The sequence below is a fragment of the Spiroplasma sp. hyd1 genome, assembly GCF_016082235.1.
Lineage (GTDB): Bacteria > Bacillota_I > Bacilli_A > Mycoplasmatales > Mycoplasmataceae > Spiroplasma > Spiroplasma poulsonii.
In genome coordinates this window covers 1-12,064 of the sequence record NZ_JXYY01000038.1, presented here as the reverse complement: position 1 = coordinate 12,064, position 12,064 = coordinate 1, and the positions used below count along the sequence as shown (strand labels likewise).

Here is a 12,064-nt window from a genome sequence, read left to right as displayed (position 1 = left end):
CAACGAAAAATTAATTTATTATTTAAATTATTTAATTTTAAATAAATATTTTATGTTAAATATAATAATTGTAAATTATAAATTGAGGCAATTAAATTAAATCTTAAACCAAATCTTTTTCTTCGATTACGATATTTTTCTGTAATAATTTTAAATTTTTTAAGAATAGCAAAAATATTTTCAATAATAATTCTCATTTTTGAAACTAGTCTATTATATTGCTTTTGTTCTTTGTTTAAAGGGTTTTCTTTGTTTTCTTTGTAGGTATTAGAACATTATTGTGATTTTTTTGTATTCCTTGATAACCACTATCAACTATTAATTTGGTATTTTTTAAAATTGGGATTTTTGATTCTTTAAATAAAGCATAATCATGTTTTTTTCCGAGCGAAAAACTTGTTGCAATAATTTTTTTGGTTTCTTGTTCGATAATTACTTGTGTTTTGATCGTGTGTTTTTTTTACCAGAATAAGATTGTTTNNNNCTTTTTTGGGCGTTGGATTGGAGTTTCGGTAGCATCAATAATAATAGTTTTATCATTAAAATAATCATTTATTAGTGCTTTTTTACCAGCAAGTTGTTGAAAATCAGAGTTTTTAATTAAAATATCTTCAATTCACTTAATATTACGATAACAATTAGCCTCACTAATATCAAAACTTTTACCAAGATGAAAATAAGTCTGATATTCTCGTCAATATAATAAAGTCATCAATAATCTATTTTCTAATGATAATTTATTAGTTTTACCACCTTTTTTAAATTTTTCTATTTCAGCAACTTTTAAAATATCTAACATTTTATTAAAAGTGGATTTTTTTATTCCTGTTAATCTTAACCATTCTCTATCATTAAGAGTATTAAATTTATTATTGTTCATATTTTTATGTCCTCATAAATTATATTTTATAATAATATTTTAATAAAAAAGGGTATCGCAAGAAGTCTAATAATTAAATNTTATAGTTTTTTTATTAACACATAAAAATAGTAGAGAATAGAGATGAAAGAATTATGTTGATTGTTTATAAAATTAAATTTTATTATAAAATTGCCCTTCTAATTATTTTTTTGCATACAAAATGTTTATGTTTATTTCGTAAGATACATATCCCGCCTAAATTTTAGTTTTTAAATTTTAAATAAATATAACTAAAAGCAAAGAGGGAAAAAACAATGAAAAAACTATTAAGTATTTTAGGGACAATAAACATTAGTTGAAACTGTTGCACCAAATGTTGTTGCCTGTCATAACAAAAAAATCTTAGCAACGAAAGTATTACAGCAGAAGACATTAAAGTCTTTAATGAAATTCAAGTAAAAGCATCTGAAAAAATTAATCAAAAAATTAAAGATACGCCATATGTCGATAGCACAAAAAATGACTTATCAAAAATCTATTCTAAAGTAAATAAGGGTGATACTGAACCTTATCAATTAAAATTAAGCAATTCAGAAGATAATAAATTAGCGACTTATTTTATTAACAATTTTACAAAAATTTTTGATAATGTTAATTATGAATTACAAAACGAATATTCAAATTATTTTTCTAATACAGTGCCATTAACGTTAGATGATGAAAGAAATGTTGTAAAAGTAAGTTATATTGATGTTGAAAATTTACGTAGTAAGTTTCCAACAGATATTAATCCCGAACCATTTTCAGCTGTTCGAGTTGATTATACAGCGACAATTCAGTTACAATTTAAAAAAATGTATGCTAGTTTCCAACTATCAAGTATTTATAATGTTAGTGAAAACGTTGCTGCTTTACGGACTTTTTCTGATAAGGCAGTAGGATTTTTAATTGAAAATATTAAAGACTATTTTATAAAATTAGAAACTGTTGATTTTTCAGAAAATGAAATTTTTAAACCATTATATAATCAAATGATTTGAGATTTTTCAAAAGATACAACTGAGTTAAATAGTACTTTAAAAAATTCATTTAAAGAATATATTGCTAGTAAAAAAGAATTTAAAAACCTTAGTATAACTTATAATGATACTGATTTAATTAAAAAAGTGGAAGATGGTCAATTAACTGCTGAAAATAAAGGCTTCATGGGAATATCTAAAACCAAAAAAGCAACTGAGTTATCATTAGCAAATTGAGTTGATCCTAATGCTGGTAAAAATAATCCATGAAAACAATTATCTAATGCAACTGCTGAAAATTTTGTTGATTTTTATAAAACAAAAGTTGGTTCTGTCTTTAATGTTGATAAAAATGATTCTTTAAATTTAGGTACTTTTGAAATTAGCTTAAATTATTTAAATATTTTTGGTCTTGGTTTATCTGGCAATGTGAAAGATAAAAATAATGAGGATTTATCAATTGCATTAAATTTATCTGGAGATGGAATTGATAAAAAATTAACTAATTGAGGAAAAATAATTGTTCAATTTTTAAAATATTCAGGTTCTGGTAGTATTACAGCGGATAGTAGTATTAGTTTAGAAGCCTCTATCCAAGATTTTAAAAAAATAACAATGAAAAATCAAAAGGATGGTTTAAAAGGGGCTATTAAAATTATGTTCGATAGTTTTAAGGATTCAGATGAGGCAAAAAGTTTAGAAGATATTGATTTATTTAGTTTAATGACAAATTCTTTATTAACAAGTCCAAAAGGACATGGACTACTAAAAGAATCAACTTATTTGGAATGAGACTGACAAATAGAAGACAAATGGGCAGTTATGTTTACATTTGGTAACAGTTTGGATACTGGTTTATATTATTCTTTTGCATCAAATCCAACCTCTAATAGTGAGGAGAATGTTGATTTTGGAATAATAAGTGCGGCGGATTAAAAAACTATCTGTTTTATTCATTTAATTTTAAATTAATAAAATAAAATTAGAATTAAATATTATGTAACAAATTGTAATTTTAGAAAACAAATAGAATTATTTGCTATTTTAAATTATTTTGTTAAAATAATTAAGTGTCAATTTTGATACTTAATTTTTATTTTAGGGGTATAGTTCAAGTGGTAGAACATCGGACTTCAAATCCGAGTGTTGTGGGTTCAAGTCCTGCTACCCCTGCCATGATGTTTTATAAGATGAAAGTATGTAGATACTTTTTTTATTTTAAAACCAGAGGATTCTTTTGTAATATTTATGTTATGATTTAAAAGAATTTAGGGGTGTAGTTTAATGGTAGAACAGCGGTCTCCAAAACCGTACGTTGTGGGTTCAAGTCCTATCACCCCTGCCAGGATAATAAAGATGGAAGTATACCCAAGTCTGGTTGAAGGGGGCGGTCTCGAAAACCGTTAGATGGAGTGATCCATGCAAGAGTTCGAATCTCTTTACTTCCGCCATTAGAAGAAAACAAAAAAACCATTTCTAAATTAGAAATGGTTTTTCCTTTTATTTATTTTCTGGAATTGCAACAAAAGCAATTGTATCTAAGCCAGCATGAGCAACAAAAATATTAGCTAATTGTTCAGTATGATAATCGACTTTTAATTCATTTAATTTTTGTGTAACATTATCTCAAACTTTGTCAGCGCATTGATCTGTTTTTAAAACAAATAACTGAAATTTTTCTTTAACTGTTTTTTTAAATTTATCTCATGTTTCAACTAATGCTTCAATTAAATTATTTAATGTTCGTGATGAAGCAATTTTTTTAGGATATTCTCCTCATTGGATTAAGATTTTAATTTTAAATAAGTTAATTAATGATAGCAGCACTTTTCCAACACGCCCACCTTTTGATAAACGTTCTAGGCTACCAGGGATCATTGCCATATATGTTTTTTGTTCTAAGGCATTTGTTTTTGCAATGATTTCTTTAACAGTAAAATTTTGTTTTGTTAATTCATTGGCATAAATAATTAATGTTTTTAAAGCAAAAGCGGCAGTATGATTACGAACAACATGAACTTTTCCAAGATATTGTTTATCTTGGCTTAAAGTATAAGCTGTTGCATATTGGCTTGATAGTTTTTTGGCAATAGGGTAGTGAATGATTTCATCATATGTTTCTAGAATTTCATCTCATTTTGCCATTAATTCTCCTGTTGAAGCTTGGCTTGTTTTAGTAGTTCCTGTTTTAACAATATTATAAAAGTGATACTTTTTAATTTCTTCTTCGGTATCTAAAATATCTATTTCGTTATTTAAAATAATGTGCAATGGAATAACGTGGATTCCTAATTCTTTAATTTCTGCTGTTGTAAAACCAGCTGATGAGTCAGTTAGGATTGCAATTTTTTTATTCATAAAGTTAATTCTCCTTTATTTATCTCAACATACCAAGACCACGGTATTAGGGCCAGTGTGAGCAGCGATGACGTTTGCTAAAATGTATGTTGAAGTAATTATAGCACCCGCATCTGTAATTATTTGATAAACTTCATCTAAAGTTTCTTTATCTGTTTTGGAATGTAGTAGAATAATATTTTTTCAATTTTGACGTTCTTTTTTAATTTGATGAAAAGCTGTTGAAACAGCTTTTTTGAATGTCCTTGTTTTGTCAAACTTATCAATTCGACCATCATATCTTAAAATTGGTGTTATTTTTAACAATGATGCTAATGCTGCTGCGGCAGTAGTAATTCGCCCGCCACGTTTTAAAGTTTCTAAACTTTTTGGGATAATAAATGCACTAAATTTTGTTTTAATGACATCAATTCTTGTCTGAAATTCTGTTAATTCTACGCCTTCTTTAATTCAACTGTAAATTAGATCAATCATATAAACTAATAATTCACTAACACCATCAGTATCAATAATAAAGACCTTTCCTTTATATTCTTCACCTTGGGCTAACATTGAAATATTTTCGTGTTGCCCTGATAAACCTTTCGATAGTCCTACAAAAACAATATTATCGTATTTTTTTAATAGTTCATTTCAAGTATTTAACATTTTTCCCATTGGGATTTGGCTTGTTTTAATTACTTGATGTTCTAAGATATCATAAAATTCATTAAATGAAATAATATCTTCATCATCTTCAACCTCACTCCCATCTGGGAAATTTAATAATAACGGTAATAAATAGGTGTCTTCATATTTTTTTAATTCGTCCTTATTAATTCCTGACGATGAGTCTATTATTAATGCAACTTTACGCATAATTGCCCTCCATTATTTTCTATAAATTTAGCTATCATTGAATTTTAGTTATTATATTTTTAAACTCTTAACAATATAATAATTATAAACTTTGATATAATAATTTCAAGAACGAAAGGGAGATAAAAATGAAAATTACTAATGAAAAGAAAATAATGTATGAAAACATTTTGCAAGCATTTGGTCCATCGGGATGCGAAGAACAAGTTGTGATATTAATGAATCAATATTATCAAAAGTATACATCAGAAATAATTCAAGATAATTTAGGAAGTTGTTTTGCAGTTATTCGTAATCAAACAGGAATTAAAAATGCTAAAAAGGTAATGTTAATGGCCCATGGTGATGAAGTTGGTTTTATGGTTAGCCAAATTAATGAAAAAGGGTTAATTAGAATTAACCCATTAGGAGGAATTTGAGAACAAACATTATTAGCAAAACGGGTAAGATTATTAAAAGATGATGGAACTTTTATAATAGGCGCTATTTCAGCAATTGCTCCGCATTTGTTATCACCAGAAGCACGTTCAAAACCAACACCAATTGCTAATATGCTAGTTGATTTTGGGTTTACTTCAAAAGCAGAAGCATATGCGGCTGGCGTTCGGGAAGGTAATTTTGTTATTTGTGAAGGACCAACTGTTTTTTTAAATGACAAACGGTTATTATCGAAAGCAATTGACAACCGAATGGGTCTTATTTTGGGGTTAGAAGTATTAGAACAAATTAAAGATAAAGCATTAGACTTTGATTTATATGTTGGTTTTAGTGCCCAAGAAGAAGTTGGAACTCGTGGGGCAGCAACTGCAACAGCTTTAATTAAACCTGATTTTGCAATTGTGACAGATGTTTCGCCAGGGCAAGACTATGAATCAACAAGTACCTTTGGGCAATTAGGACAAGGTGTAATGTTACGAGGAATGGACAATGGTTATGTTACTCGCCATGATTTGATTAAATATCAACTTGATCTAATGCAACAGCATCAAATCAAATACCAATTTTATATTTCACCAGGTGGTACTGACGCTGGACGTGTTCATTTAGCAGATTATGGAATTCCAACAATTCAGGCTTGTCTAATTGCTCGTAATTTACATACAATTAGTGGTATTATTGATTTAGATGATTTTAATGAAACAATTAAGTTGGTCACAACTATTATTGAGGATTTAGATGAGATAAAGATTAAAAATTTTAATTGAAGTGAGAAGAGGTAAAAATGGAAACAAAATCAATTGGTTTATTTTATCATCCAGTCTTTGATGTTTTAGTTGGATATGAACCAACTGTTACGCAAGGAGAACATATAATTAAGAAAGAATGGGTTTTCTTTCATGATGAAAGCAAACAATGTTATGGTTTTAATTTATTAAATGCTAGTCAACATTTAACAACAAAATTAAAACCAGGTATTAATAGTGATAATAAATTATTATTAACAGAGTTAGCAACAAACTTTAAAAAACAAGGGGGTCTATTTCATAATATTAATAATAGACCACAATTTATTGTTGGTCAGATTTTGGAACGTAAGCAACACTCTAATTCTGATAAACTAAATATTTGTCAAGTTACGATTGGTTCGGAAGTCCTTCAAATTATTTGCGGCGCAGATAATTGTGATGTTGGTCAATTAGTTGTTGTCGCTCGCGTTGGAGCAATTATGCCATCAACATTACAAATTATTCCTAGTGAATTACGTGGTATTATGTCAAACGGAATGTTATGTTCGGAACAAGAATTAGGATTACCAGTTTCTAGTGTTGGGAAAAAAATTGTGTTATTATCACCAAAACAATATCATCTTGGAAGTAGTTTTTGAAAGGAATATTATAATGAGCAAAATTAAAGCAGGATATTATAGTGCCGTTTATTTTTTAAAAACAGCTAATATTTTAAAAAATGAGAAACCAAGTGATATCGTAACAATGCAATTTTTTCAGCGTGAAGAAAATGTTATTTTAGCAGGGGTTAATGAATGTATCGAATTATTAAAAACAGAAGCTTTTAATCCAGAAACACTTGAAATTACTGCTTTGACTGATGGTGACGTAATTCAACCAAATGAACCTGTGTTAAAAGTTGCTGGACATTATTATCAATTTGGTCATTTAGAAGGAATTATTGATGGTATTTTAGCGCGACAAACTAGTATTGCCACTAATTGCCATCGAATTTTACAAGTAGCAAATAACAAGCCAGTTATCTATATGAATGATCGTAGTGATTATTATTATAACCAAGAAAATGATGGTTATGCTGCTAAGGTTGGAGGCATTACCAATTTTGTAACAACAGCTCAAGTAGCAAAACTAGCTGGTAATTATGAACCAATGGGAACGGTGCCGCATGCTTTAATTCAAGCATTTAATGGTGACTTAATTGCTGCATTACATGCTTATCAACGTTTTTATCCAACCGATAAATTAGTAGCCTTAGTTGATTATAATAATGATGTTATTACCGATACTTTAAAAGTTGCTAGTGAATTTCCAAATTTATATGCGGTTCGTGTTGATACATCGCAAGCTTTGGTTGATAAAAATTTTCTTGGAAAAGAAAAACAATACTCCGTTGATGAAATTAGGGGGGTCAATAAACATTTAGTTTGGGCCCTGCGACAAGCGTTAAATCAGCAAGGTTATGATTATGTTAAAATTATTGTTTCTTCAGGATTTAATGTTCAAAAAATTATTGAATTTGAGACGGAAGGGGTGCCAGTAGATATCTATGGGGTTGGTCAATCTTTAGCAAAAATTAATATTGGTTTTACTGGTGATGCTGTACAATTAAATGGTATTGATCAAGCCAAAGTTGGTCGTCATAACATTATTTCAAATCGACTAGTTAAAAAGTAAGAAATGTTTTATAATATTAGGTAAATAAAGGGGGTTTTCATGATGAGTGAAAATAAAAACCAAAAAATCGAATCCTATTATAATCATGATGATGCTTATCCTCATCTAAAACGTGAACAAAAAGCACAGCAACAACAAGAAGAAATACCAGAAACAACTAGTGTTGAGCATCAGGTTGAGAAAAAGCCTCCTTTAAATCCAATAGGAGAAGTTATTTCACCGTTGTATGGGAAAAAACTTGATGGAGCTAATGAATTTAAACACACAATAAGTAGTTATGAAGATAATTTACATGATGAACTCGAAAATGCTGCTTCAAATTCAATTAATGAAATTATTGAACAAAAAATTGTTGAGAAAAAAGCTGAATTAGCAAAAATTCATGTTGTGGAAGAAAAAATTTCAGATGCTGAAAAGGCTAATGTTGAACAATATTTTAAAAAATATGATCCATTGACAGATAGCAACAAAATTAAATCAACTTTAAAAAATCGCAATAAATTATCAGAACAAGCAGCTCAAACAGTGTCATTTTTATTTAAACCACGTAAAAATGGGGAAAATATTTTTGGGGAGCGAACAAATGAATTAACGTTAGAATTAGAACAAATTAAAGAGAAAATTAGTAACCCAAAACCACGCCATCAAGTTGATGAATATGAACAAACAGCATTGTTTGAAGGAATAGAAGAACAAAAACTAATTAATGAACAAATTCGCCAAGCGATTGCAAAAGCCAATCAAATTGATGATAATTTTTCCGAGGATATGCCATTAGATCAACGCCGTCGTTTGATTCAACAGAACTCAACTAAAGCGGGAGCAGTTAGATTTAAAACATTACTTAATTTACAAGAAAGTAATGTAAACAATCAATTTTTGCGTCGTTCAAAACCAATTGCACAGTATCATAAAAACTTGCATGATTTGCGAAAAGAAGATTCCGATTCAGAAACAAAACATGTTAATGACTATTATACTAAACGCAATCCATATTTATCACGGATGTTAGAAATGGAAGAACGAACTACGCGAGAAGCTGAGGAAAAACGCAAAGAACGAATTAAAACCCAAATTAATGAAAGTAAAAATTTTGATAAAGATGAGAATAAATAAGGATTTTTATTTTGATATTAAATAAAATAAGTTATAATGTAAAAGTAATATTTAATTTGATTAGAAAAAAGGGTGGAAAAAATGATATATATCTTAGCAACTAGTGACGATTTATTAATTTCACAAACAATTTTAATTATTGTTTTATTATGTTTAGCAATTGTATTTTGTTGTTATGGAATTATTGCTGCACGGAAAGTTGCAATTGCTGCTAAGAAATTTGATTATTTTGTTGAAGACTTAACTTATAAATCAGAAATGTTAAACTCGACTGTTGATACAGTTGTTAAAGTTTCAAATTATATTGATGTTTTTGAAGCTTTTGCGAAACGGAATGTTAAAGCATGAGTAAAAGTTATTGCCCGTAATAAAGATATTGCTTATCGAATTGTTGATAAATTAAAAGATTTTGCTAATTCTGATGAGAAGGAATAATTATGGCTTTTAAATTTGTTAAAACATTAGCAATTATGGTAGCGGGGATGCTTATTGCCCCTAAAAAAGGATCAGAATTACGCCAAGATTTTATTAATTTAGTTAAAAAATATAATCCACAATTGAAAAAAATGGTTAATAAAATTGAAATTGTGTGAGAAAAATCACAAGGAATTGAATCAGACGAAGTAGCAGCTGATATTGAATTACGAATCAAAGATGTTAAGGGTGCGGTAGAAATTTTAGATTCTGCTTCAACAAAAGAAATGGCTTATAAAGCATTAAAGAAAATTGATGTTGGGACAGTAAAATTAATTAAAGCTGCCGCAAAATCACCAAATGTTCGTGCTGTTGCGAAAGACTTAGCTAAAATAACAGTTTCTGCTATTGATGCGGGAATTAAAGTAACAGAAGATCTGAAAAAAACATCAGCGTCAATTTCAGAAAAAATTATTGAAGAGGAAAAACCTAATCAACTTAAAAAAATCGCAAAAGTCGATAAAGAATAACTCTAACAATTTAGAGTTTTTTAAATAGTAGAGGAAATAAAAGATGGTAAAAGATATTATAGAAGAATTAAAATGACGAGGTCTATTAAAACAAGTAACTAATGAGACAAAATTATTAAAAGCTCAAACTTTAAAAAAAGGGGGTTATTGTGGTTTTGATCCGACAGGTGATTCATTACATGTTGGGCATTTAATTCAAATCATGTTATTAAAACGGTTTGAAATGTTTGGTTTTCAACCAATTGCAATTATTGGTGGCGGAACTGGAATGATTGGTGACCCAAGTGGTAAGAAAGCAGAACGTGTATTATTAAATGATGAGACAATTATGTACAATGTCCAAGCAATAAGTAAACAAATGCAACAATTAATTGGAAAAAATGTCCGAATGGTTAATAATACTGATTGATTACAAAAAATGACTTTAATTGATTTTTTACGAACTGTTGGAAAAGATTTTAATATTAGTTATTTGTTGGCAAAAGAAAATATCGCGACAAGAATTGAAGTTGGTTTATCGTATACTGAGTTTGCTTATACTTTATTACAAGCATATGATTTTTATCAATTATATGTTAATTATGATTGTGCTGTTCAAACCGGAGGAAGTGACCAATGAGGAAATATTACTTCAGGGACAGACTATATTCATAAACAAATTGGCGAAGATAATTTAGCTTGTGGTTTAACAATGAACTTATTAACAAAAGCTGATGGGACAAAATTTGGAAAAACAGAATCAGGAGCCGTTTGGTTAGATCCAAAAAAAACATCACCATATGAATTTTACCAATTTTTCTTTAATCAAGATGATCAAGAAACCGGGAAATTATTACGTTATTTGACAATGTTAACAGAAGCAGAAATTATTGCAATTGAAAAAGAACACCAAAAAGAACCAGCAAAGCGAATTGCACAAAAAAAATTAGCTGAAGCAGTAACATTATTTGTGCATCAAGCAGACGGTTTGAAAACAGCACAAATTGTGAGTGAAGCATTATTTAATGGTAATTTGCACCAGTTATCAGAACAACAGTTGGATCAGTTACAAACTAGTTTACCGTTTTTTTCATTATCAACTTTTGATTTATCAATTCTTGATTTATTAGTTCAAGCAGAAATCGTTTCATCAAAACGAGAAGGGCGGGAGTTTTTAACACAAGGAGCAATCACCGTGAATGGCATTGTTATTAATGAAGAAACATGGACTGTTACAAAAGATAAATTTTTATTTAATAAATACTTAATTGTTCGTCGTGGAAAACGAAAATATCATTTAATTTCTTGTGAATAGTTGAGTATTTAAAATTAAAAAAACACACTTTTATAAGTGTGTTTTTTTATGGTGCAAAATTATTTTAATTCAACGGTTTTACTTTTGATAGATTTCTTTTTATTTTTAACATAAAGACGAGTATAATAAACCACTTGGATTAACAATACAACAAAGATATTAATAAATGCAAATAAACGACAATGTCAAGGTGTTTGTGGTAATGCTAAAACAGCAATTAACATTGCTAAAGCATAAGCATTTAATATTCCTCAGATTGTAATTTTATGTCATAACTTTAATTTTCTTTTCTCAGTTTTTTTCATGCTTAGAACCTTTCTGGTATGTTTGACCATTTATATCTGTGTAAAATACACTTAGTATTATTTTAACTTAAAAATCTAAAATTATGTCTTTTATTCTTTAATTTTTAAATTATTTTTCTTAATTTAATTAAATTTAGTTTTTATTTGCTTAAAATAAAAACTAAATAATTGTGCATTATAATGAGATTTTTTCTCATTTTTAATTATACAATTTAGTTATTTGGAAGAAAATTTAAAAGCAATCGGTTGTAATTATCTTAAATTAATAAATAAAAAATAATACATTTAGTATTATTTATTAATTAGAATTTCCTTTTTTACTCAATTCTAATTCATTTTTAGCTTTTTCATATATTTCGACAATTGCTTTATGGCGTAAATATTCTTCTTCTGAAATATTTTGGATGACACGTTCTTTAATTTCATCTTCAATAGACTTCTTGCGAT

The 12,064-nt window shown here is 28.2% G+C and carries 11 protein-coding genes, 3 tRNA genes and 1 pseudogene; 11 read left to right on the top strand and 4 right to left on the bottom strand.

Annotated elements, in window-relative coordinates:
- Positions 1 to 50: 50 nt before the first annotated feature.
- Positions 51 to 880 (bottom strand): annotated as a pseudogene (locus TS70_RS08130) (IS5 family transposase).
- A 680-nt stretch (positions 881 to 1,560) separates the two neighbouring features.
- Here TS70_RS08130 and TS70_RS04590 point away from each other — a divergent pair.
- The 4 genes from TS70_RS04590 to TS70_RS04575 all read left to right on the top strand — a co-directional run bounded on the left by TS70_RS04590 (position 1,561) and on the right by TS70_RS04575 (position 3,332).
- The gene (locus TS70_RS04590; protein ID WP_198049542.1) at positions 1,561 to 2,817 is read left to right on the top strand and encodes a hypothetical protein; all 1,257 of its coding nucleotides are present in this window, start codon (positions 1,561 to 1,563) and stop codon (positions 2,815 to 2,817) included.
- 164 nt (positions 2,818 to 2,981) lie between these two features.
- Positions 2,982 to 3,057, top strand: a tRNA-Trp gene (locus TS70_RS04585).
- Between the two features lie 94 nt (positions 3,058 to 3,151).
- A tRNA-Trp gene (locus tag TS70_RS04580) sits at positions 3,152 to 3,226 on the top strand.
- A gap of 13 nt (positions 3,227 to 3,239) precedes the next feature.
- Positions 3,240 to 3,332 (top strand) — tRNA-Ser (locus tag TS70_RS04575).
- A gap of 49 nt (positions 3,333 to 3,381) precedes the next feature.
- On the opposite strand, the gene TS70_RS04570 is transcribed toward TS70_RS04575, so the two are convergent.
- Positions 3,382 to 4,239, bottom strand: a complete 858-nt coding sequence (locus tag TS70_RS04570; protein ID WP_198049541.1) for a DegV family protein — start codon at positions 4,237 to 4,239, stop codon at positions 3,382 to 3,384.
- 15 nt (positions 4,240 to 4,254) lie between these two features.
- Complete coding sequence (locus tag TS70_RS04565) at positions 4,255 to 5,097, bottom strand: DegV family protein (RefSeq protein ID WP_040092643.1); 843 nt, start codon at positions 5,095 to 5,097, stop codon at positions 4,255 to 4,257.
- Between the two features lie 128 nt (positions 5,098 to 5,225).
- Here TS70_RS04565 and TS70_RS04560 point away from each other — a divergent pair, with 128 nt between their 5' ends.
- From TS70_RS04560 to tyrS, 7 genes are all read left to right on the top strand, one after another.
- Positions 5,226 to 6,317 carry a M42 family metallopeptidase gene (locus TS70_RS04560; RefSeq protein ID WP_198049540.1) on the top strand — a complete coding sequence of 364 codons (1,092 nt, stop codon included), beginning with the start codon at positions 5,226 to 5,228 and terminating at the stop codon, positions 6,315 to 6,317.
- A 2-nt stretch (positions 6,318 to 6,319) separates the two neighbouring features.
- Entirely contained in the window at positions 6,320 to 6,949 is a 630-nt protein-coding gene (ytpR, locus tag TS70_RS04555; protein WP_198049539.1) for a YtpR family tRNA-binding protein, read from the top strand.
- Entirely contained in the window at positions 6,936 to 7,958 is a 1,023-nt protein-coding gene (locus tag TS70_RS04550; RefSeq protein ID WP_040092640.1) for a nicotinate phosphoribosyltransferase, read from the top strand. The genes ytpR and TS70_RS04550 overlap by 14 nt, the downstream gene beginning before the upstream one ends.
- Before the next feature lie 42 nt (positions 7,959 to 8,000).
- On the top strand, positions 8,001 to 9,074 hold the full coding sequence (locus tag TS70_RS04545) for a hypothetical protein (RefSeq protein ID WP_198049538.1): 1,074 nt from the start codon (positions 8,001 to 8,003) through the stop codon (positions 9,072 to 9,074).
- Between the two features lie 81 nt (positions 9,075 to 9,155).
- Positions 9,156 to 9,509, top strand: coding sequence for a hypothetical protein (locus tag TS70_RS04540; RefSeq protein WP_070407141.1), 354 nt, complete (start codon positions 9,156 to 9,158; stop codon positions 9,507 to 9,509).
- 2 nt (positions 9,510 to 9,511) lie between these two features.
- On the top strand, positions 9,512 to 10,018 hold the full coding sequence (locus TS70_RS04535; protein ID WP_040092635.1) for a hypothetical protein: 507 nt from the start codon (positions 9,512 to 9,514) through the stop codon (positions 10,016 to 10,018).
- Positions 10,019 to 10,061: 43 nt separating this feature from the next.
- Entirely contained in the window at positions 10,062 to 11,312 is a 1,251-nt protein-coding gene (gene tyrS, locus TS70_RS04530; RefSeq protein ID WP_198049537.1) for a tyrosine--tRNA ligase, read from the top strand.
- 59 nt (positions 11,313 to 11,371) lie between these two features.
- Here tyrS and TS70_RS04525 read toward each other — a convergent pair whose 3' ends face one another.
- A complete protein-coding gene (locus TS70_RS04525) occupies positions 11,372 to 11,617 on the bottom strand; it encodes a hypothetical protein (protein WP_040092631.1) in 246 nt (81 codons plus the stop codon).
- Positions 11,618 to 12,064: the final 447 nt, after the last annotated feature.